Below are 19,786 nucleotides of genomic sequence, written 5' to 3'. Positions count from 1 at the left end.
CAACAAGAGGTAAAGTGGACCGCATGCCCACTCCACCGCCCCCCGAGATCCCCGACGCCCCCGCCTCGGACGAAGTGATCGAGATCGAGCGGGCGCTCACCCGCATCACCTACCTGAGCACGCGCGCCAGGCAGCACGACCGGCTGATGGCCCTGGCCGGTGTGCCGCTGGACCGTGCGGCCGTGGCACTGCTGCGGCAGGTCGCCGATTCCGAGCCGCTCCGCCCGGGGGAGCTGGCCGCCCGGCTGGGAGTGGAGGCGTCCCACGTCACCCGGACGGTGCAGCAGCTGCAGAGGTCCGGCTATGTCACCCGCGTACCGGACCCCGACGACCGACGCGCCCAGCGCATCGAGCTCACCGAGGCCGGGCAGCAGGCCATCGACCGTATCCGTGAGGCCGGTTCGCGGGGCATGCAGGCGGCCCTGTCCCACTGGGAGCCGGAGGAACTGCGGCAACTGGCCACCCTCTTCCACCGCATGGTCGACGACTTCCTCGCCGCCGCCGTGGAGGTGGAGGCGCAGGAGCAGCCGGCCGCGTCGGCGGGTACCGCCTGATCCGGCGCCCCCTCACGCGGAGGCCGCGCGGGGGCGCCGCCGCACGGCCGCCGACTCCACCGCCGCAGCGTGCTCCCGCAGACCGCGCAGCGGAAGCCCCCGTCATGACCGTCGCCCACCACCGCACCCCGGGCAGCGCTAGCGTCGCACGCCCGGCCCGGCTTCCGGGCTGGGCCCGGCCGCCGGAACCACCCTTCTACCCTCGGGTAACATCCGGCAGCAGGTCATCAGAGGAGGAACCGTGTCACGGTCCGAACGCTCGCCCCTGCTGCTCGCCGGCCTGCTGGCCGCCGCGGGTGTCGCCCACTTCGCCTCGCCGCACAAGTTCGACGAGACCATCCCCGAGGCCCTGCCGGGCAGGCCCAGGACATGGACGTACGCCAGCGGTGCTGCCGAGCTGGCCCTTGCGGCGGGCATCGCACTGCCCCGCACCCGCAAGCCCGCGGCCCTCGCCGCCGCCGCGTTCTTCGTCGGTGTGTTCCCCGCCAACGTGAAGATGGCCCTCGACTGGCGGCACCGCCCCGCCCCGCAGAAGGCCGCGGCCATCGGACGGCTGCCGCTGCAGGTGCCCCTCGTGCTGTGGGCGCGCAGCGTCGCGAAGAACGGGGAGGGCCGCTAGGTGAGCGAGCCTGTGAACGTCGGCGACAAGATCGACGACTTCGAACTGCCGGACGAGACCGGCACCACCCGCACCCTGTCCGAGCTGCTCGCCGACGGGCCGATCGTGCTGTTCTTCTATCCCGCCGCCCTCACCCCGGGCTGCACGGCGGAGGCCTGCCACTTCCGTGACCTGGCCGCCGAGTTCGCGGCCGCCGGTGCGCGGCCCGTGGGCATCAGCGGTGACTCCGTCGAGAAGCAGCAGGAGTTCACCGGCCGCCACAGCCTCGGCATGCCGCTGCTGTCCGACGCGGACGGCACCATCCGCGAGCGGTTCGGCGTCAAGCGCGGCTTCAGCCTGGCCCCCACCAAGCGGGTCACCTTCGTCATAGCGGAGGACCGCACCGTCCTGGAGATCGTCCGCAGCGAGCTGCGGATGAACACCCACGCCGACCGGGCCCTCGCCGCCCTGCGCGACCGGCAGAAGTGACGGCAACCGAAACGGAGGGCCCGTCCGGCCCTCCGTTTCGGTTGAAGCGGTGCGGCAAAGGAACCATCCTGAACTATATGGAGCACGCCCCCGCTGCGGCGATCGTCGATGCCCGGGGCATCGTGACCGGGTGGAGCGAAGGTGCCCGGCGGCTGACCGGATACCCGGCCGAGGAGGCCGTGGGCCGCCCAGTGCAGGAACTGCTCGCCGAGGAGCCGCCGGCCGCGGCCGTGGCGGCGCTGACCGGCACGGTCGTACTGCGCCACCACGACGGTTCACCCGTCCCCCTCGTGCTCGCCGCGACCGCTGTGCTCGGCGAGGACGGCGGACCGGACGGCTACGTGATCACAGCCGAGCCACCTGGCGAGTCGACCCCGGCCGGCCACGCCTTCGAACAGGCCTCCGTGTCGATGTCCGTGTTCGACACCCGCCAGCGCTATCTGCGCGTCAACGCAGTGGCCTGCCGGGTGATGGGCGTACCGGAGGAAGCCCTCCTGGGGCGTTTCTTCTCGGACACCGTGGAGGACGCCGTGCACAGCCGCGGCTTCCTGGCCCATCTGCGCCAGGTGGCCGACACCGGCCGGCCGGCCCGGTACGAGAGCTACACCGGTGCCCCCGCCCTCAACCGGGACCATGCCTGGATCACTGAGATGTGGCCCGTGCGGGACGCCTCCGGTGAGGTGAGCGCGGTCGCCCTGGCCTCGTTCGACAGCAGCGACCAGTACTGGGCCCGGGAGCGGCTGGCGCTGCTGAACGAGGCGGCGGCCTCCATCGGCACGACACTGGACGTGGTGCGCACGGCCGAGGAGCTCATCGAACTGCTGGTGCCGCACTACGCCGACTTCGCCAGCGTCGACCTGCTCGACTGGGTCCTCGGCGCGGAGGAGCACCCCTCGTTGCCGGACACGGACGTCGTGCTGCGCCGCGTCGCCCACGGCTCGGTCACCGAGGGCACGCCCGAGGCCGCCGTGCATGTGGGCGACACCGACTTCTACCCGTCGTTCTCGCCGCCCGCGAAGGCACTGAGAACCGGGCGGGCCGTCCTCAGCCATGCGGGCGAGCCGGAATTCATGCGCTGGGTCGCCGAGCGCAACGCCCGGGCCCCCGCGGGCCGCCCCCACCGCGGGGGTGTGCACTCGATGCTCGCGGTGCCGCTGCGGGCCCGCGGCACCACCCTGGGCGTCGCGGTCGCCGTCCGCATCGCCAATCCGGACGACTACGGCGGCGACGACGCCGTTCTCGCCGAGGAACTCGCCAGCCGCGCCGCCGTCTGCATCGACAACGCCCGCCGCTTCTGCCGCGAACGCACCACCGCACTGGCCCTGCAGAACAGCCTGCTGCCCAGAGGGCTGCCCGGACAGGCGGCGGTGGAGGTGGCCCACCGCTACCTGCCCTCCGACTCCCTGGTCGGCATCGGCGGCGACTGGTTCGACGTGATCCCGCTGTCCGGCAGCCGCGTCGCCCTGGTCGTCGGCGACGTGGTGGGACACGGCATCGCCTCCTCGGCGACCATGGGACGCCTCTGCACGGCCGTACGCACCCTCGCGGACGTGGACCTGCCGCCCGACGAACTCCTCACCCACCTCGACGACCTGGTCACCCATCTGGCGTCGGACGACACCGGCGACGAGGTCGCGGAGCTCGGTGCCACCTGCCTCTACGCCGTCTACGACCCCGTCTCGCGCCGCCTGGACCTTGCCGCAGCCGGCCATCCGCCGCCCGCCCTGCTGCTGCCCGACGGCACAGTGAGCCTCGTTCCCATGACGGCCGGACCCCCGCTCGGCGTCGGCGGTCTGCCCTTCGAGTCGACGGAGCTGGAACTGCCCGAGGGCTCCGTCGTCGCCCTGTACACGGACGGCCTGATCGAGGACCGCGACCGCGACGTCGACCACGCGCAGGCCGAACTGTGCCGTGCGCTGGCCGCCCGCGCCGACACCCTCGACACGCTGTGCGACACGGTCCTCAAGGCGGTGCTGCCGGAGGAGCCCAGCGACGACGTGGCGCTGCTGCTGGCCCGCACCCGGGCGCTGGGCGAGGACAGGGTCGCCACCTGGGACATCACCCCCGATCCGGCACACGTGGCCGCCGCCCGGCAGGCGGCCACCGAGCAACTCACCGCCTGGGGCCTGGACGAGGCCGCCTTCGTCACCGAACTGGTCGTGAGCGAACTGGTCACCAACGCGATCCGGTACGGGGCGGCCCCCGTCCAGCTGCGGCTGATCCGCGACCGCAGCCTCATCTGCGAGGTCTCCGACGGCAGTTCCACCTCACCGCATCTGCGCCGCGCCCACGCCTTCGACGAGGGCGGCCGCGGACTGCTGCTGGTCGCCCAGCTCACCCAGCGCTGGGGCAGCCGCCAGACGGGCCGGGGCAAGACCATCTGGGCCGAGCAGACCCTACCCCCGGTGTGATCACTGGAAGGGGCAGCCCGGGTTCGGCACGTCCTCCGAGTACGGCGAGCCGTGCGGCAGGATGTACAGCACGTCGAGGACCAGAGGGGTGTCGCCCTCGTTGCGGCCGAGGTGGACGTCGCCCGGCCCGCCGGGCTCGCGGACGGTGGTGCCGGTCTTGTACACGCCGTCCTCGGCACAGTCCGAGTGGTAGTGGCTGAGCGTGCCCTGCCGGACGAAGCCGTAGACCGGGCCGTCGTGGTAGTGCCAGCCGGTGGCCTGCCCGGGCGGGACGGTGATCTCCCGTATGACGTAGTCGGTGTTCCCGACGGTGGTGGTGCTGATCAGCTTGGCGGTCACTCCCGGTCCGGGAGGGGTGGCGCCGGCGGAGCCGCAGGTCAGGACGGTGCCGGCGACGACAGCGCCGACGACGGCGGTACGGAGCGCGTTACGCATGCGGAAAGGCCTCCCGGGACGAGGGACGAAGATCGAGTACCGCCGTGAACATAGAGGCCTGGGCGGCCTGTTGGGGCCGGAACGAGTCAATCCGCCCCGGAACTCCTCGTGTTGGCCATGCCCGCTCTCTCAGGTGGCCGGCCGCTCCCGTACGACGTCCTCCGGTTTCCTGTCGTCCCGCAGACCCAGGAACCGCGGATGGCGCAGCATCCCGTCCCGTGTCCACTCGGTGAAGTCGATCTGCGCGACCAGCGCGGGCCGCACCCACCGGGCGCCCGCCTCACGCACCCTGCCCTCGAACGGCGCGTCGGCGGTGCGCAGTTCGTCGAGCCGCTGGCGCAGCGAGAGCAGGGTGGCGCGGTCGAAGCCGGTGCCGACCTTGCCCGCGTACCGCAGCTTCCCGCGCTCCTGGTAGCCGAGGAGCAACGCCCCGAGGCCGACCCGGCTGCCCGCCGGTTCGGTGAACCCGCCGACGACGAACTCCTGCCCCTGGGAGCACTTGAGCTTCAGCCAGTCCGTCGATCGGCGCGGCTGGTAGTCACCGTCGGCCCGCTTGGCGACCAGGCCTTCCCAGCCGTGGGCGCAGGAGACGGCCAGCAGGTCGGCGCCGCCCTCGTTGCGGTGGGAGGTCAGCCGCAGCGGAGCGCGGTAGGTCAGGGCGCGGCGCAACAGGGACTTCCGGGTCCTGAGCGGCAGCCGGGTGAGATCGGCCCCCTCCAGCCCGAGCAGATCGAACACGTAGTACGTCACCGCGACCCCGCTCGCCTCGATGTCCGCTCGGCGCGTCAGGCCCATGCGCTGCTGGAGCCGGGCGAAGTCGGTGCGGCCCCGGGTGAAGGCGACGACCTCCCCGTCCACGGTGAAGTCCGTGCAGGACTGAGCGGCCAGCACCGCCACGATCTCCGGATACGTGTCGTTCAGGCGACGCCCCGTCCGCGACAACAGCGTGACCCGCCCGCCGTCCCGCACCGCCAGCAGCCGTACGCCGTCCAGCTTCCGTTCGAAGATCCACCCGCTGTCGAAGTCCCGCCGGTCACTGAGCGTCGCGAGCATCGGCCGGGCGGCCAGCTCCACGCCAGGACGCCCCGTGCGCAGCAGCCCCCGCTCCTCGTCGGGGAGCGAGTCCAGCAGGCCGGACACCACCGCTCAGCGCTCCCCGGCGGCCGCCGCGACCTGGGCGAGCGTACGGCCACTGCTGACCGAGCGGGCCCGGCGCGGATCAGGCGTCCCGTGCCCGCGGGCCCCTCCACCCGCCTTCACCAGCAGCCAGGCCTCCTCGGTGTCCCCGTCCTTCCCGCCGCGGAAGCGGGTGAGGGCGTACTCGCCGTGCAGTTTCGACCCCTTGAGGCGGAAGCGGGCATGCCCGCGCTCCAGCGACTCCTCGAAGTCGACGGGCCGCCCCTTGCGGTCGTGGCTGAGGGGCTCGTAGCTGCCGTGGTCCCACACGATCACGGTCCCGCCGCCGTACTCGCCCTGGGGAATGACGCCCTCGAACTCCTCGTACTCCAGCGGATGGTCCTCGGTGGGCACGGCGAGCCGCTTGTCCTGCGGATCGCCGGAGGGGCCCTTGGGGATCGACCACGACTTCAGTACGTCGCCGACCTGCAGCCGGAAGTCGAAGTGCATGGTGCTGGCGTCATGGATCTGCACCACGAACCGGGGCTCGGGACCCGAGGCGGCCGACCGCCCCTGCGGTTCCTTGGTCCGCCCGAAATCGCGCTTGCCGCGATACTCCCGCAGCCGGTCCTGCTCACCCACCTCCGGCTCCTTTCGTGCGCCCTGCCTCCTGGGCCCCGGGTACCCCGCGGGCGGTTCAGAACTCCTCGTGCACCTCGGGGTCGCCGCCGAGACGCCGGCGCGTCCGGTCGGCGATCGCGTCCAGCTGGGCGGGTTCGAGTTCGAAGCCGAACACGTCGAGGTTCGCCCGCTGCCGCTCGGGGTTCGAGGACTTCGGGATGGGCACCGCGCCCAGCTGGGTGTGCCAGCGCAGGACCACCTGGCCGGGCGTCACGCCGAGGGCTTCGGCGATGCCGATGACGACGGGGTCGTCGAGCAGGCCCTTGCCGCGGCCGAGGGGGGTCCAGCTCTCGGTGCGGATGCCCTTGGCGGTGTGGAAGGCGCGCAGCTCCTCCTGCGGGAAGAACGGATGGAGTTCGATCTGGTTGACGGACGGCAGCACCCCAGTCCGAGGGCCTCGGACACGGCCCGTTCCGCCTCCGCGTCGGACATCGGCCAGGTGCCCAGGCCGAGAGCGGGGAGAGTCGTGCCGTCGTTGAGCGTGTGCGTGGGGACGGTGATCACCGCGGGACCTTTCCTCGACTGTGCCGTACCCCCAGCGTCACGGATAGGGTGAGCTGTGATCAACCGGACGGGTGGGGGATGAAGGCAGCGCACGGGATGGGCAGCACCGAGGACAAGGGGCAGGGGGGATCCGGACGGCCCACGTCACGCGACGTCGCCCGGCTCGCCGGTGTGTCGCACACCGCCGTCTCCTTCGTCTTCAACGGCCGCGCCGAAGGCAACCTCTCGCCCGCCACCCAGGAGCGCATCCGCCAGGCCGCCGCCCAGCTCGGCTACCGCCCCGACCCCGTCGCCCGCGGCCTGCGCCGCCGCCGTACCGCCGTGATCGGCCTGATCACCGACGAGATCGCCTCCTCGCCCTTCGCGGGCCGGCTGCTGCGCGGCGCCATGGAGACCGCCTGGGGAAGCGAGCACCTCGTGCTGACCGTCGACTCCGGCGGCGACCGCGCCAAGGAGGACGCGGCCGTCGCCGAACTCCTCGACCGCCGCGTCGACGGCATCATCTACGCCGCCATGTCGCTGCGCCGGGTCCGCGTCCCCGAGGGCCTGCACCGCACCCACTCCGTCCTCGCCAACTGCCTGCCCGAGGACGACTCCCTGCCCGCCGTCATCCCCGCCGAACGCGCCGGGGGCCGTACGGCGGCCCGGCTGCTGCTGGAGGAAGGCCACCGCAAGGTCGCCATGATCGGCGGCCAGGACGACATCGCGTCGACGGAGCGGCTGCGCGGATTCCGGGACGCGCTGCGCGCGGAGGGGATCACCGTGCCCAAGGAGTGGGTCGTGCGCAGCGGCGGCGAGATCTCCGGCGGGTACGAGGGCGCGCTGCGCATCCTTGACGGTGCTTCGGCCGACCGGCACCCGACCGGCGTCTTCTGCTACAACGACCGGGTCGCGGCGGGCGTCCTGCACGCCGCGACCCGCCTCGGCATCGCCGTCCCCGGCGACCTCTCCGTGGTCGGCTACGACGACCAGGAGCACATGGCAGCCTTCCTCGCCCCGCCCCTGACCACGGTCGCGCTGCCGCACCGGGCCATGGGCGAGGCGGCGGCCAGGTTGCTGCTGGACGCCATCGACACCGGCCGGACACCACCCGCCACCGTGCGGCGCCTGGCCTGCCCGGTGATCACTCGGGCGTCGGTGGGGCCAGTTCCCACCCCGTGACGGCTTCCGCGTTCCCCGCTACGACCAGCTCGCGCACATCGCCCGCACCCGGATACACCCGCTCGGTGACGGTGACCCGGTCGTCGACGAACAGCTCGAAGAGAGAACCGTCGACGAGTACCCGTACCTGCCGTGCGGGTGCCCGCACCACGATCGGTGCCGACCCGTCGGGCCGGGTACGTGGCCAGTCGCCGCGATCCAGCGTCACAGTGCCTTCGTCCGGGTCCAGCAGGACCGTGAGCCGCGCGCCGGAGGCCGACCGCAGCAGGCCCACGGTGGTGCGCCCGCGTGCAGTGACGGTGAGGTCGTACGACGGAGGGAGCGCCACCTGGGCGGGGGCCGTGACGAACGGCTCGGCCGCGCGCAGGAGTTGGAGCTCCGGCGCTGGTGCGACCCGCAGCGCGCCGTCCGGATGGACATCCACCACGCGCGGCGCGGTGAGCACCCCGGCCCAGCCCGCGTGCTCGACCTCGCCCTGCGCGCGGGCCTCCCAGGACCAGCCCCACATCAGGGCCCGGTCCGGCTCCTGGAGCACGGCAGGCGCGTAGAAGTCCCGTCCGTGGTCGAGCCGTCCGCCGGCCCGCGTCTCGAAGCGCAACTCCCCTTTGCCACAGGGGTGCAGACGGCCCGTCAGGTAGCCCGTGGTGCACGGGTCGCCGTCCCACAGCGACAGTACGAGCACCCACTCGCCACTCGCCGTCGCGTACAACTGCGGGCACTCCCAGCCGACCGCCTTGTCGCCGAAGGCCTCCGTGGCGACGGGGTCGTTGCCGTCGAGGAGCACCCCTGCGAAGCGCCAGCCGAGCAGGTCGTCGCAGTCGTACAGCAGAACCGACGGGGTCCCGTCGGCATGCCCTGCCCCGACCAGCGCCCACCGGCGCCCGCCGTGGCGGAACACGAACGGATCGCGGAACATCACCACGTCCAGACCGGCGGGCGGGCCCGTCACCACGGGTGTCGGCAGCGGCTTCCAGTCGGTCAGCGTCTCGTCGTCCGGCACGACCGCCCGCGCCAGACAGATGGTGCCAAGTCCGGTGTGGTGGCGGTCGATGCCGGTGTACACGGCGGTCGGCACCCCGTCGTCGTCGACCACGCAGCCGGACCAGCAGCCCGCCTCGTCCGGGCCGCCGGGCGTGGGGGCGAGCGCGACCGGATGGTGCTCCCAGTGCGCGAGATCGGCGCTGGAGGCGTGACCCCAGTGGACGTTCGCGTGCACGGGCGCGTCGGGGTTGTGCTGGTAGAAGAGGTGGTAGCGGTCCCGCCAGCGGAACGGCCCGTTCGGGTCGTTGATCCAGCCTGTGGGCGGACGGACCCTGAAGCGCGGGGCGTCGTTGCTCAACGATTGACTCCTGCGGACGTGATGCCCTCGCGCAGAGGGCGCTGGCCGACGACGAACACGGCGAGGGCGGGGATCATGGACAGGACGACACCGGCGAGGACCACCGAGATGGAGCCGGTGCCCAGGTTGCCCTGGAGGGAGACCAGGCCCAGCGGCAGCGTGTAGTTCTGCCCGGAGGTCTCCAGGATCAGCGGCCGGAAGAACTCGTTCCAGTGGTAGTTGAAGGCCAGCACGCCGACGATGGCGAGGCCGGGCGCGGCCAGCGGCGCGTACACGGAGCGGAAGACCCGCCAGGGCCCGGCACCGTCCAGCATGGCCGCCTCGCCCAGGTCCTTGGGCATGCCCAGGAAGTACTGGCGCATCAGGAAGGTGCCGAACGCCGTGGGGAAGGCCGGAATGATCAGACCGAGCAGGGTGTCGGTCAGGCCCATCGACTTCAGCACCAGGAACACCGGCACGATGGTGACCTGCAGCGGCACCATCATCGTCGCAAGGACCAGCCCGAACAGGGGCTTCTTGAAACGGAATTCGAGGCGTGCGAACGCGTACCCGGCAAGGCCCGCCGTGATCATCTGGCCGACCGCGATCAGCGCGGTCACCAGCGTCGAGTTCAGGGCGAGCAGCCACACGTCGATCTGGTCGAACACCCCGCGGTAGGCCTCGGCCGTCGGATGCGTCGGGATGATCTTCGGGGGCAGGTCGAAGGACTGGGCCGGGGTGCGCAGCGAGGTCGAAACGGTCCAGATGACCGGGCCGAGGGTCAGCAGCGCACACACCGCGAGGGCGGCGATCCGTGCCCACGGCCCGAGGGAGTACCGGGCGCGGCTCAGGGACAGGGTTGCTTGGCTCATGGAGGTCACCCGGCTCACTGGTAGTGGACGAAACGCCGGCTGAGCCGGAACTGCAGAGCGGTCACCGCCATGATCAGCACGAACAGCAGCACGCCCACCGCGGACGCCTCACCGAAGCGCAGCTGCTCGAACGCGGTCTCGTAGATGACCATCACGACGGTGCGCGTGGAGTCGCCGGGCCCGCCGTTGGTCAGCACATACGGCTGCTCGAAGACCTGCAGCGCGTTGATGACACCGACCACGGTCGCCACCAGCAGCGTCGGCGACAGCAGCGGCAGCGTCACATGCAGGTGCTTGCGCAGACCGGTGGCACCGTCCAGGGAGGCTGCCTCGTGGACCTCCTTGGGGATGTTGTTCAGACCGCCGATGAACAGCAGGAACGAGAAGCCGAACTGCTGCCACACATAGACGATGATCACGGTCGCGAGCGCCGCGTGCTCGGAGGTCAGCCAGGGCACCGGCGAGATCCCGACCAGTCCGATCAGCCAGTTCACCACCCCGAAGTCCTGGTTGAACAGGTACTTCATCACCACGGAGATCGACGCGGCGGACAGCACCAGCGGGAAGAAGAACGCCGAGCGGAACACCGAGCGCAGCCACCCCGGCATCCGCCCGTTCAGGGTCAGTGCCAGCGCGAGGGCGATCAGGAGCTGCGCGGCGACCGCGAAGACCATGAACACGAGCGTGTTGAGGAAGGAGACCCGCACGGTCGCGTCGGTGAAGACCTCGCGGTAGTTGGCCATCCCCGCGAAGCTCGGCGAGTCGATCACGTTCCAGTGGAACAGGCTCAGCACCACCGAGCCGACGATCGGCACGACCGTGAACACGACGATGCCGACGATCGTGGGCGCGAGGAAGAGGGCGGCGAGCAGCCGGGTGCCGCGGGTGCGCAGGGGCGAGGGCCGCGACACGTCGACGGCCGGCGTGGCGGCCCGCGGCCGCACGGCGGGGACCTGGGTGTTCGTCATGCGTCACGCTCCATGGCCTTCTCCAGGTCGCCCTGCATCCGGCGCAGCGCGGGGCGCACCGAGCGCGGGGAGGCAAGGGCGGTGCCGGTGTGCTTGAGCAGCACCTCCGTCACCTCGGCGACCTGCGGCGGGGCCGGGATCGGCCCGGTGTCGGGGAACTTGTCGAGGGTGTCGTAGAAGACCTGCCAGTGCTCCGGGCCGGTCTCCCGGTAGCGGGCGGCCGTCAGCATGGACCGGCGCGCCGGGGTCGTCTGGTTGGTGTCGAACAGCTGCATGAGGGTGTCCCGGCGGGCGGCGTACTTGATGAACTCCCAGGCCTCGTCCTGCTTCTTGGAGGTACGCAGCAGCGCATAGCCCGCCGCGCCGAACTGGTGGCGCTGGGTGCGCCAGCGCGGGAAGTACTGCACATCGAAGCCGTCCGCCTGCATCCCGGCCAGATGCAGGCCGCCGGCCCAGAAGCCGCCCGCCGGGGTGACGCCGACCCGGCCGGTGGAGAACACGCCGACGAGGTTCTGGCCGTTGCCGCCCTCGGGGCGGGTGCACAGGCCCTCCTGGATGAGCGAGGCGAGATAGTCGTACGCCTCCTCCACGCGTCCGGCGGTGGCCTGCGGGCTCGTCCAGCGGAAGCCGCCGCCGCGGCCCTGCCGCTGGGCGGCGGGATAGAAGGAGTCCCACAGCCAGGCGCCGCCCGGTGCCTTGGACTCCGTGAGCAGATTGGTGCCGCCCGCGAAGAGCCAGGGCACCACGCCGCCCCAGAGCCGGTTGGTCCAGAAGTACGGCGTGAACTGCGAGCCGCTCGACTTCTTCATGGCCCGCAGCAGCGCGGTGAAGTCGTCGCGCGTCCAGTCGGGCGCCGGGAAGTCCGCGCCCGCCCTCTGGAGCACCTGCCGGTTCAGATACATGTCGGCCGCGTTGAACTCCACGGGCAGCTGGTAGAGGTGCCCCTCGTACATCATCGACTCCACCAGCGAGGGGTGGACGTCGGCGAAGTACTCCTTGAGTTCGGCCGCGTCCCGCTGCACCCAGCGGTCCAGCGGGACCCCGAGGCGCTGCGCGAACAGCTGTACGCCCTCCGTGGCGACGTAGACGAGGTCGGGCGCGGTGCCCGCGGCGATCTGGGTGAGGATCTTCGCGAAGAAGTCCGACCAGTCGACGGCCTGTACGGCGTTGATCCGCAGCTTGATGTCGGGGTGCACTTTCCGGAAGCCCTCGGTGAGGGTGCGGATGGCCTCCGGGCCGTAGGCGGGGCCGAGGGTGGCGACGACGAGGGAGCCGTCGTCGCGGCCGGGGATGTCGGCTCCGGTGAGCCGGTCCCAGCTCGCGGCGGTGCCTGCCAGCGCGGCGGCCCCCGCGCCGTAGGCCCCGTACCGCAGGAGGGTGCGGCGGGTGACGTGCGAGTCGGTCATCCAACATGCCTAACTCGTGTTAGATCAGGGTTGATGCCCCAGATGATGGAAAGCCCGCGGCGGGCCTGTCAAGAGTCGTGCACCCCTTGACCTTTAACGAGTTAGGCCGCAAAGTCCTGCACCACATGAGCCGCCGTTGTCCACTCGACGACGAGAGGAACGAAGAGTGATGCGTGGGATGTCCCGGAGAGCCCTGCTGACCGGCACCACTGCCGGGGGAGCCGCCGTGCTGCTTCCTGCAGCGCGGGCCACCGCCAAACCCAAGGCGACCAAGGCGGGTTGCGCGAGCTATCGCGCCGCCTACCACTTCACGGTCCCCGACGCCTGGAAGAACGACCCCCAGCGCCCGGTCTGGATCGACGGCGAGTACCACTACTACTACCTCTACAACGCCGACTACCCGACCGGCCCCGTCGGCACGGCCTGGCGCCTGGCCACCAGCACCGACCTGGTGTCCTTCACCGACCGCGGTGTCGCCGTGCCGAAGGACACCACCGCGAACGGCGACGTCTGGTCCGGCTCGGCGGTCGTGGACACGGACAACACGGCAGGGTTCGGAGCCGGCGCGGTGATCGTCATCGCCACCATGTCGCCCGGCGGCGGAACCGACCACCAGGAGCAGTTCCTGTACTACTCCACCGACGGCGGCCGCACCTTCACCAACCACGGCACCGACCCGGTCCTGCCCAACCCCGGCGTCGCCGACTTCCGCGATCCCAAGGTGATCCGCGACGAGGACCGCGGCCGCTGGGTGATGGCCCTCGCCGAGGGCACCAAGGTGGGCTTCTACCACTCCGCCGACCTCAGGTCCTGGACGTACGCCGGCGGATTCATCAAGGACGGGATCGGCACGCTGGAATGTCCCGACCTGTTCCGCATCACCGCCGAGGACGGCACGGTGAAGTGGGTGCTGGGCGTCAGCGCCAACGGCAAGGGCTCGGGGCTGCCCAACACGTACGCCTACTGGACGGGCGCCTTCGACGGCAGCGCCTTCACCGCCGACGCCGCCGACCCGCAGTGGCTCGACCACGGCTGGGACTGGTACGGCGCCGTCACCTTCGAGAAGCGGAACACCGACGGCACGCTGGATCCCGGCGGACGCTATGCGATCGGCTGGCTGAACAACTGGGACTACGCGAACACCACACCCACCATCGACTGCGACGGCTTCAACGGCACCGACTCGATCGTCCGCGAGCTCACCCTGAAGCGGGACTCCGCCGGCACCTACTACCTGGCCTCCCGGCCCGTCGCCGCCCTCGACGCGTACGTCTCCCGCACGGTGAACCTGGGCGACGTGACGGTCGACGGCACCAAGATCCTCGACTACGCGGGCATCTCCTACGAACTCACCACCGAGATCACCTGGAACCAACTCACCGGCGCAGGAATCCAGTTGCGTCGCTCACCCGACGGCGGACGCCACATCGACGCCGGGATCTACAACGACTACGCCTTCCTCAACCGCCGCAACACCGTCAACCCGGACGCCTCCGGCAAGTGGCAGGAGAGCCACACCCCGTTCAGCCGTTCCGCGGGCACGGTGAAGCTGCGCATCCTCGTGGACCGGACGTCCGTGGAGATGTACGTCGACGACGGCCGGTACGTGCACTCCAGCGAGGTGTTCCCGTATCTGGTCGACACCGGTCTGGCGCTGTTCGCGATCGACGGGACGGCGGTGTTCCGGAACACGGTCGTACGGGAGTTCAGCGTGTGAGGACGACCGCCTCGCGCCGCGGAAAACCCTGTGGAGCCATCGCGGCCGGACGCGCAGACTCGACGAGGGAGGAAGGAGGACGACATGCCGACAGTCGAAACCGTCGCCCTCGTCGACGCACTGGGCAGTGAGCCACGGCGGCCGGGCGCCTTTCGTGAACTCCTGCGGCGCGGAGCGGAAGCCGTGCCCGACATCCGCCGAGGCCTGAGGCATCCGCTTCCCCGGGTGCGGGAGGAATGCTGCAGGCTGCTGGACCAACTGCTGGTACCCGAGGCGGTGGACGAGCTGACCGACATGCTCGACGATCCGGACGCCCGGGTACGGGTGGCGGCGCTCCACGCCCTGTCCTGCGAGCGGTGCAAGCCGGACGCGGACGCCTGCCGCCCCGACCGTGCCATGCTCCAGCCGCGCGCCATCCGGATCCTGCACCACGACCCGGACCCCCACGTCAGGGCCATGGCCACCGAACTCGTGGGGCTGTGGGTGCACACTGCCCCGCAAGCCGCCGCCGCCCTGGTGCGCGCCCGGGACGAGGACCCCGCGCCGGCGGTGCGCAAGAAGGCCGGCTGGTACACGCCCGGCGGCACCGTCCACCGCCGGACGGCGCCGAAGCCGGCGCGCAGGTCCCGGGCATGATCCACCGGAGGTTTCACGTGTCCGGCAGTGGGAGGGGCGGGGTGGCCTCGCCTGGCGAGTCGGGTGGCGTCGTGGTGGCGGCGTCGGCGTGCGTCGAGGTGTGGGGTGGGGGTGCGGGGTGGCTGTTGCGTTGCAAGGTGGGGTGGTGTGTGTCTGGCGGTGCCGTCCATCGCCGGACGGTGCCGAAGACCGCGCGTGCATTCCGGGCCTGATCCACCGGAGGTTTCCCAGCCTCCCCGATGCGCGCGGAGGAGCGGGCACAGGACGTTTGTCGTATTCCCTGCGAAGATCGGATACGGCGACCGGCCGAGCCGAGTCGGTCCGGGCGATCGGCGGAGTGCGCATGACGACTGAGCGGGATGCGGTGACGGGCGTCGAAAGGGCCGCGGGCATCGAGGTGAAACCGGTGGCCGGGCACATCGGGGCCGAGATCACGGGCGTCGACCTGGCCGGCGACCTGGACGACGCCGTGGTCGCCGCGATCCGGGCGGCGGTGCTGCGCTGGAAGGTGGTGTTCTTCCGCGGGCAGCGGCTGGACCACTCCGGGCACGTGGGGTTCGCGCGTAGGTTCGGCGAGCCCGTCGTGCTGCGCAAGCGGGGCAGTGCCTCGCCGGCCGACTTCCCCGAGGTGGAGACCACCGCCGACCGGCTGGAGCTGGGCGGGAAGTTCGGCATGGAGCACGAGGAGTGGCTGCAGCGCCGCCGGCACACCCTGCTGCGCGGGTGGCACTGCGACCACGGCGCCCGCATCGACCCGCCGGCCGCGACGATCCTGCGCGCCGAGGCCGTCCCGCCGTACGGAGGCGATACCACGTGGTCGAACCTGGCGGCCGCGTACGCCGGACTGTCCGGCCCGGTACGGGAGTTCGTGGACGGGCTGCGGGCCGAGCACCGGCTCGGCGTCGGCTACCAGCCGAGGCCCGGCGACGACGCCTACCTGCGGCACCTGCTGGACCATCAGGTCGCCTCCGTGCACCCGCTCGTGCGCGTGCACCCGGAGACGGGGGAGCGGGTGCTGTTCGTCAACGGCTACTACCTCGAGCAGATCACCGACGTCTCCCGTCCGGAGAGCCGGGCACTCCTTGACATGCTGCTGGAGCAGGCGGTGCGGCCCGAGTACACGGTGCGGTTCCGCTGGGAGCCGGGCAGCGTGGCCTTCTGGGACAACAGGGCCACCATCCACCTCGCTCCCAGCGACAACGCGCACCTCGGCTTCCCCCGGATCATGCACCGGGTGATGCTGACAGGCGACGTCCCGGTCGGTGTGGACGGCAAGCCGTCGCGGCCGCTTGTCGGGACCGAGCCCGGCCGCTGGTGACGCAGGGCCTCAGGCGGCGGGCTGCCAGCCGAGGGCAGGGCCGAGCCTCGTGGCCATGTCGGTGAGGATCTGCACATAGTCCTCGTGCTCGAAGGTGAACGGCAGCGCGAACGCCACCTCGTCCACCTCGCGGAACGCCGCATGGGCGTGGAGGCGTTCGGCGATCTCCTCGGAGCTGCCGACGATGTCCGGCGCGAACATCAGTCGCGCCGGACCCTGCGGCGAGGCCGTGCGAGGGGTGCGCTTGGCCGCGAACTCCTCGTACTTCGCGCGCTGTTCGGGCGAGGCGGAGTCGGTGGGGATGACGACCAGGCCCTGGGAGACGCGGGCGTCGTCGCCGTCGGGGTGATGGGCGCGGAAGGCGCGGATGTGGGACAGCTGGACCTCCGCGAAGTCCAGGTCCGCCTCCCCGGCCCCTCCCCGCGGGCTCTCCGCCTTGACGACACTGCTGGTGAGGAAGTTCATGTCGTGCTCGCCGGCCCAGCGCGCCGAACTCAGGCTCCCGCCGCCGTACCACAGGCGACGGCCCAGGCCGGAGGAGTGCGGCTGCACCCGGTCCGAGCTGTATTCGATGTGCGGCTGCCGCCGCGTGGCCTCGAAGCCTTCGACCCCGCTGAAGTCCGTGGCGCTCTTGCCGCGCACGAAGTCCAGCAGCCGCCGCACCCGCTCGTAGGAGAAGTCCTCGGCCTCCGCCGTGTCCGGATACAACGCCTCCTTGACCTGGTCGTAGTGCATCGGCGGACCGACGCTGACACCGGGGTTGATGCGGCCCCCGGACAGGATGTCGACCGTCGCCAGGTCCTCGGCCAGCCGCAACGGGTTCTCCCAGCCCAGCGGGATGACCGCGGTGCCGAGCTCGATACGGCTGGTGCGCTGCGAGGCCGCCGCCATGACGGCGACGGGGGACGAGATGCCGTACTGGAGATGCCGGTGGCGCAGCCACGCGCTGTCGAAGCCGAGCCGCTCGCCCAGCTCGATGATCTCCAGCGTCGACTCGTGGCCGCGGCGCGGATCCGCCTCGTCGAACAGGCCGATGGTCAGGAAACCGAGCTTGCGCAGGGGGCGTGAGGTCGGCGGCACGGGCTCCTCCATGGTTGTTTGATGTATCAAGTACTACGGCGGTGCCAACCAGGCGGGCGCGGGAACTGTTCCCCGTGCGCGGGTCAAGATCAGGTCATCTCAGGTCAGCGGAATGGTGACCTCGTCCTCGACGGGCGGTTCGATCTCCTGCGCGCGGTTGCCGGTGGCCGCGTAGCAGCGCAGGTGGATCGCCTCCGGGGTGACGTCCAGGCGCAGGAACTGCTTGAAGAACGGCGGGCTGTACGTCGCCGAACTCGGCGAGAACAGCTGCGTGTAGATCTTGCGCACCGGGAGGCGGAAGCGTGACGTGCGGTCGGGGCGGCCGCCGGCGCCCAGCAGACTGGCCACGATGCGGATACGGCGGGTGACACGCACCGGTCCGCCCGGGGTACGGGTCGGCGGGATGCCGAGCCGCTCCGCGATCACGGCCATCGCCTCGTCCTCGGTGAGGGTGAAGAAGCGGCGCAGGTGCAGGCGACGCCCGTAGAGCCTGCTGTAGAAGGCGAGGGAGTCACCGCGCAGCGGATAGCAGCGGAAGTCCTCCTCGGTGACGTCCGCGATGCCGATGCGGGGGATGGTGTGCGTGGCGTGCATGAACGCCCCGCCGCCGCCCGAGACGACGTACTGGATGGTGCGGCCGTCCACCTGGACCGGGTAGCGCTGGTAGTTGTGGATGTCGCCGCCGATCGCCGCGACATAGTGGTGCTCGGGATCGCGGACGATGTCGTCGACGGTGCCGTGGCCGCCTTCGATGGTGCAGGGGTGGTGTTCGCCGTCGACGTACAGGGGCGAACCGGTGATGAGGATCTTGGGGCGGGTGCCCTGGGAGACCTCGCGCAGCCAGGCGCCCTGTTCGGCGTCGATCGTGCCGAGCAGGCCGGTGTCGATGCCTATGATCCGCAGGGGTCCGGCATCGATGGCCCAGTACGGTCCCGGCTGCACGGCCTGTTGGGCGTCCGCGGAGCGCAACTGGCGTGCCTCGTCCAGGTGTTGACCGTCAGTGGGGCGCGGCCGGTGCCACAGGAGCGAGCGTATCCAGGCCCGGCTCAGGGGGCGCGGTGCGGGCTCGGGGGCGAGGGGCGGGGCGTCCGCGCAGAAGACGCGCATGAAGGCGCCGAGGTCCTCGTACCAGTCGTGGTTGCCGGGTATCGCGTAGATCGGCGCCTGGTAGTCCTGGTAGGGGCGGAAGAACTTCGTGGCGTAGTCGTCCGCGCTGCCCACCGGGTAGATCACGTCGCTGGCGATGACGGCGAAGTCCGTGCCCTGGCCCACCTTCAGGAACCCCGGTACGACGGCGTACTGGGGATCGTCGCCCTCGCCGGTGTCACCGATGACCATGAAGGAGAACCGGTCCGCGTCCGTGCGCCGGATCACCTTGTCGGCGGGCGCACCGGCCGCCTCGCGCTGTGCCACCCATCTGCTGCGGGTACGGCCCATGGGGTCCCCGAACCAGGATGCCAGTACGCCGTTGCGGGCGGCCCACAGCGTCCTGGGACTGAGCCAGGAGAGCTTCTCGACGTGCTGCGGCATCAGCCGCTTGTAGTCACCGCGTTCTGTGGTGCCCCAGCCGGCGCCCTGGGCGGTATCGCGTGAAGAGTCAGACACGCGTGAACCGTAACAACGATCAAGTGGCGGACGGGAAGAGGGTGTCGGCCTTCGGCGCGCCGGACCGGGCGTCCGTGCGCACATCATGGCCGCGCGTGCCACGGGACGGCGCTTCGCGGTAACTCGCCGGGGAACTACGGCCGTCGGATCGCCGAAGCTGCCAAGCGGCCGGCCTGCTGGGCGGCTTGTCCTCCGATCCCGGTAGTTCGGTGCGCCTCGAACCGCCGTCGCGGGTGCCGTCCAGTGAACCAGGCCGCGCCCTCAGCCCGCGGCACCCGGCGGCAGTTCACCACTCGCGGCTGGGGGGCGGTGCCCACTGCGGCGCGGGCGGGGTGGCGACCCCGTACTGATCCAGCCGGGGCCGTGCGGGAGCGACCCTTCCGCCGAACGGGGCCATGCCGTGCTGAGGTGCGGGCTCTGCCGCCTCGTCGGCGACGGAGGATCGCCGCGCCGGGGCCGACCTGTTCCACTCGCCGTCGCCCAGCACCAGAAGCGGGTCGAACATGACCACCACACCGGCCAGCAGCAGGAAGACGGTCGGCCCCAGGAGCATGGGCAGCAGTAAGGAGGAGGGCGAATCGCCCGTCCAGGTCCCGCTTCTGTCGCCGTGCACATGGACGCTGACGGCAGCCATGGCCGTGTAGTGCATGCCGGAGACCGCAACCCCCATGACGAGACTGGCCCCGAGACTCGTCATGAAACCCCGGACGGTGACAGCCGCCCACAGTGCGGCGGTCGCGGCGACGATCGCGACGGCGACGGACAGGGCGACGGTGAGCGGGTCGTACCGGAAGTCCCCGTTCACCTCCACCGCCGCCATGCCTAGTGAGCCGGTCCGGAGATCCTGTCGCAGTAGCGGCAGATGCGGTCAATGATCTGGTCTGCGGTCTTGCTCCACTTGAAGGGCCGGGCCTGTT

17 protein-coding genes and 2 pseudogenes are annotated in these 19,786 nt (G+C 71.3%); 8 read left to right on the top strand and 11 right to left on the bottom strand.

The window, feature by feature from the left end; genetic code table 11:
• Positions 1-23 precede the first annotated feature (23 nt).
• The 4 genes from ACWCRD_RS43140 (at position 24) to ACWCRD_RS43125 (ending at position 4,052) form a co-directional block, all read left to right on the top strand.
• Positions 24-554 carry a MarR family winged helix-turn-helix transcriptional regulator gene (locus ACWCRD_RS43140; RefSeq protein ID WP_450971142.1) on the top strand — a complete coding sequence of 177 codons (531 nt, stop codon included), beginning with the start codon at positions 24-26 and terminating at the stop codon, positions 552-554.
• A 241-nt stretch (positions 555-795) separates the two neighbouring features.
• Entirely contained in the window at positions 796-1,173 is a 378-nt protein-coding gene (locus tag ACWCRD_RS43135) for a DoxX family protein (RefSeq protein ID WP_450971141.1), read from the top strand.
• Complete coding sequence (locus tag ACWCRD_RS43130; RefSeq protein WP_450971140.1) at positions 1,174-1,641, top strand: peroxiredoxin; 468 nt, start codon at positions 1,174-1,176, stop codon at positions 1,639-1,641.
• Positions 1,642-1,718: 77 nt separating this feature from the next.
• On the top strand, positions 1,719-4,052 hold the full coding sequence (locus ACWCRD_RS43125; RefSeq protein WP_450971139.1) for a SpoIIE family protein phosphatase: 2,334 nt from the start codon (positions 1,719-1,721) through the stop codon (positions 4,050-4,052).
• On the opposite strand, the gene ACWCRD_RS43120 is transcribed toward ACWCRD_RS43125, so the two are convergent.
• The 4 genes and pseudogenes from ACWCRD_RS43120 to ACWCRD_RS43105 all read right to left on the bottom strand — a co-directional run bounded on the left by ACWCRD_RS43120 (position 4,053) and on the right by ACWCRD_RS43105 (position 6,788).
• Complete coding sequence (locus tag ACWCRD_RS43120) at positions 4,053-4,487, bottom strand: cupin domain-containing protein (protein WP_450971138.1); 435 nt, start codon at positions 4,485-4,487, stop codon at positions 4,053-4,055.
• A gap of 129 nt (positions 4,488-4,616) precedes the next feature.
• Complete coding sequence (gene ligD, locus ACWCRD_RS43115; protein WP_450971178.1) at positions 4,617-5,627, bottom strand: non-homologous end-joining DNA ligase; 1,011 nt, start codon at positions 5,625-5,627, stop codon at positions 4,617-4,619.
• A 6-nt stretch (positions 5,628-5,633) separates the two neighbouring features.
• Entirely contained in the window at positions 5,634-6,245 is a 612-nt protein-coding gene (locus ACWCRD_RS43110; RefSeq protein WP_450971137.1) for a DNA polymerase ligase N-terminal domain-containing protein, read from the bottom strand.
• A gap of 55 nt (positions 6,246-6,300) precedes the next feature.
• A pseudogene (locus ACWCRD_RS43105) lies at positions 6,301-6,788 on the bottom strand (aldo/keto reductase).
• Positions 6,789-6,884: 96 nt separating this feature from the next.
• Between ACWCRD_RS43105 and ACWCRD_RS43100 the strand changes: the two are divergent.
• A complete protein-coding gene (locus tag ACWCRD_RS43100) occupies positions 6,885-7,949 on the top strand; it encodes a LacI family DNA-binding transcriptional regulator (protein ID WP_450971136.1) in 1,065 nt (354 codons plus the stop codon).
• Here the strand turns inward: ACWCRD_RS43100 and ACWCRD_RS43095 are convergent.
• Genes ACWCRD_RS43095 through ACWCRD_RS43080 form a run of 4 tightly spaced genes read right to left on the bottom strand, consistent with a single transcriptional unit; the run spans position 7,912 to position 12,513 of the window.
• On the bottom strand, positions 7,912-9,288 hold the full coding sequence (locus ACWCRD_RS43095; RefSeq protein WP_450971135.1) for a glycoside hydrolase family 32 protein: 1,377 nt from the start codon (positions 9,286-9,288) through the stop codon (positions 7,912-7,914). The two genes, ACWCRD_RS43100 and ACWCRD_RS43095, sit on opposite strands and share 38 nt — an antisense overlap.
• Positions 9,285-10,139, bottom strand: a complete 855-nt coding sequence (locus ACWCRD_RS43090; RefSeq protein ID WP_450971134.1) for a carbohydrate ABC transporter permease — start codon at positions 10,137-10,139, stop codon at positions 9,285-9,287. Before ACWCRD_RS43090 ends, ACWCRD_RS43095 begins: the two co-directional genes overlap by 4 nt.
• Positions 10,140-10,153: 14 nt before the next feature.
• Positions 10,154-11,107, bottom strand: coding sequence for a carbohydrate ABC transporter permease (locus ACWCRD_RS43085; protein ID WP_450971133.1), 954 nt, complete (start codon positions 11,105-11,107; stop codon positions 10,154-10,156).
• Complete coding sequence (locus ACWCRD_RS43080; protein ID WP_450971132.1) at positions 11,104-12,513, bottom strand: extracellular solute-binding protein; 1,410 nt, start codon at positions 12,511-12,513, stop codon at positions 11,104-11,106. Before ACWCRD_RS43080 ends, ACWCRD_RS43085 begins: the two co-directional genes overlap by 4 nt.
• Before the next feature lie 169 nt (positions 12,514-12,682).
• Between ACWCRD_RS43080 and ACWCRD_RS43075 the strand changes: the two genes are divergently transcribed.
• From ACWCRD_RS43075 to ACWCRD_RS43065, 3 genes are all read left to right on the top strand, one after another.
• On the top strand, positions 12,683-14,230 hold the full coding sequence (locus tag ACWCRD_RS43075; protein WP_450971131.1) for a glycoside hydrolase family 32 protein: 1,548 nt from the start codon (positions 12,683-12,685) through the stop codon (positions 14,228-14,230).
• An 84-nt stretch (positions 14,231-14,314) separates the two neighbouring features.
• The gene (locus ACWCRD_RS43070; RefSeq protein ID WP_450971130.1) at positions 14,315-14,866 is read left to right on the top strand and encodes a HEAT repeat domain-containing protein; all 552 of its coding nucleotides are present in this window, start codon (positions 14,315-14,317) and stop codon (positions 14,864-14,866) included.
• 343 nt (positions 14,867-15,209) lie between these two features.
• Positions 15,210-16,184 carry a TauD/TfdA dioxygenase family protein gene (locus tag ACWCRD_RS43065; RefSeq protein ID WP_450971129.1) on the top strand — a complete coding sequence of 325 codons (975 nt, stop codon included), beginning with the start codon at positions 15,210-15,212 and terminating at the stop codon, positions 16,182-16,184.
• Positions 16,185-16,193: 9 nt separating this feature from the next.
• On the opposite strand, the gene ACWCRD_RS43060 is transcribed toward ACWCRD_RS43065, so the two are convergent.
• The 3 genes and pseudogenes from ACWCRD_RS43060 to ACWCRD_RS43050 form a co-directional block, all read right to left on the bottom strand.
• Positions 16,194-17,264, bottom strand: coding sequence for an LLM class flavin-dependent oxidoreductase (locus ACWCRD_RS43060; protein ID WP_450971177.1), 1,071 nt, complete (start codon positions 17,262-17,264; stop codon positions 16,194-16,196).
• A gap of 99 nt (positions 17,265-17,363) precedes the next feature.
• Positions 17,364-18,869, bottom strand: a complete 1,506-nt coding sequence (locus ACWCRD_RS43055) for a metallophosphoesterase family protein (protein WP_450971128.1) — start codon at positions 18,867-18,869, stop codon at positions 17,364-17,366.
• 286 nt (positions 18,870-19,155) lie between these two features.
• Positions 19,156-19,695, bottom strand: a pseudogene (locus ACWCRD_RS43050) (MHYT domain-containing protein); the annotation flags it as partial.
• Positions 19,696-19,786 lie beyond the last annotated feature (91 nt).

Source organism: Streptomyces sp. NPDC002092 (genome assembly GCF_053593775.1).
Note: the sequence above shows the minus strand (reverse complement) of the source record. Positions and strands in the feature narration are given on the sequence as shown.

Bases quoted from the DNA above. Each gene is read 5' to 3' on its own strand.
- ACWCRD_RS43125 (WP_450971139.1), top strand. From the start codon at position 1,719: ATGGAGCACGCCCCCGCTGCGGCGATCGTCGATGCCCGGGGCATCGTG.
- ACWCRD_RS43120 (WP_450971138.1), bottom strand. From the start codon at position 4,487: ATGCGTAACGCGCTCCGTACCGCCGTCGTCGGCGCTGTCGTCGCCGGC.
- ACWCRD_RS43085 (WP_450971133.1), bottom strand. From the start codon at position 11,107: ATGACGAACACCCAGGTCCCCGCCGTGCGGCCGCGGGCCGCCACGCCG.
- ACWCRD_RS43065 (WP_450971129.1), top strand. From the start codon at position 15,210: ATGACGACTGAGCGGGATGCGGTGACGGGCGTCGAAAGGGCCGCGGGC.
- ACWCRD_RS43090 (WP_450971134.1), bottom strand. From the start codon at position 10,139: ATGAGCCAAGCAACCCTGTCCCTGAGCCGCGCCCGGTACTCCCTCGGG.
- ACWCRD_RS43070 (WP_450971130.1), top strand. From the start codon at position 14,315: ATGCCGACAGTCGAAACCGTCGCCCTCGTCGACGCACTGGGCAGTGAG.
- ACWCRD_RS43140 (WP_450971142.1), top strand. From the start codon at position 24: ATGCCCACTCCACCGCCCCCCGAGATCCCCGACGCCCCCGCCTCGGAC.
- ACWCRD_RS43075 (WP_450971131.1), top strand. From the start codon at position 12,683: ATGCGTGGGATGTCCCGGAGAGCCCTGCTGACCGGCACCACTGCCGGG.
- ACWCRD_RS43080 (WP_450971132.1), bottom strand. From the start codon at position 12,513: ATGACCGACTCGCACGTCACCCGCCGCACCCTCCTGCGGTACGGGGCC.
- ACWCRD_RS43100 (WP_450971136.1), top strand. From the start codon at position 6,885: ATGGGCAGCACCGAGGACAAGGGGCAGGGGGGATCCGGACGGCCCACG.